At 43.4% G+C, this 1,080-nt stretch carries 1 protein-coding gene; it reads right to left on the bottom strand.

What is annotated here, in order from left to right; genetic code table 11:
* Positions 1 to 38 precede the first annotated feature (38 nt).
* A partial coding sequence (locus F6K51_RS38000) for a transposase (protein ID WP_293031523.1) occupies positions 39 to 1,080 on the bottom strand: 1,042 nt, incomplete at its 5' end.

Raw genomic sequence — 1,080 nt, 5'->3', positions numbered from 1 at the left:
TTTCCTATTTTGCTTATTGTGACTACTCCCACATAAAATCAAAGATTATGATGTAGGCTTCTCAAACTCACGAATGAGACTTGCTGTTCCTCAATATCCTGTATTGATTTACCACAGCCATTTAGCGGCAGTCCGACCGCCAATAATCCACGATTTAAGATATTAATACCACTGTTCCAATCACGGTCAATTTTGACTTGACAACTGGAACAACAATGAACACGCTCACTCAAACTTTTTTCAACCCTAGAACCACAATTAAAGCACTCAATACTTGTCCCCCGTGGGTTGACTTCCTCGACTAACAAGCCGCGTTTGACCGCCACTGCTTGCAATATCTCCAGAAATGCACCCCAAGCTGCATCATGTATTGATTTGGCTAACTTAGTTCGAGCAAGTCCTTTGATGTTTAAGTCTTCGTGAGCAATTAAGTCATACTTACTACACAACCAATGAGCAACCTGATAATGAAACTCCTTTCGACAACGGGTTAAATGAAGGTGTAATAAAGCCACTTTGTGCTTGGCTTTTTTCCAGTTTTTAGACCCCTTGAGACGACGCGACATTACTCGTTGAGCTTGAGCAAGTCTGTCTTGAGCTTTCCTGTAAAACTGCGGAATAGGTATAGCTTCACCGTCTGAGGTGGTTAAAAATTTTTCTAAGCCAACGTCGATACCGACAGCAGATCTAACCGAATCCACAGGTAATAGCTCAGGTACGGTATCATCTTTCATTGAAATGCAACAATACCAACCATCAGCCTTTTTGACGACAGTACACTGTTTAAGAGTAAATCCATCTGGTATTGGTCTATGCATGACCACAGGTATTTGACCAATGCGACTGAGCAATAGAAAGCCATCTTTTAGATGCGCCCCGGCACGCGGGCTGTTCACACGTGGAAACACGAATGACCTTAATTGACCTTGTTTCTTGAACCGAGGTCTTCCCCCGCGTAACCCATGCTTCAGCGGCTTCCGCCATCTATCCCATGCTTTGTTGAGCCGTTGTAGGTTAACCTGCTGAGTTTCTGCGTAGATTTGTTTGTAATCAGGGAATAGCCGTTTGGTTTCCTTGAGA

This window comes from Moorena sp. SIO3I8 (assembly GCF_010692325.1).
Lineage (GTDB): Bacteria > Cyanobacteriota > Cyanobacteriia > Cyanobacteriales > Coleofasciculaceae > Moorena.
This window is presented reverse-complemented; position numbering and strand designations above follow the sequence as displayed.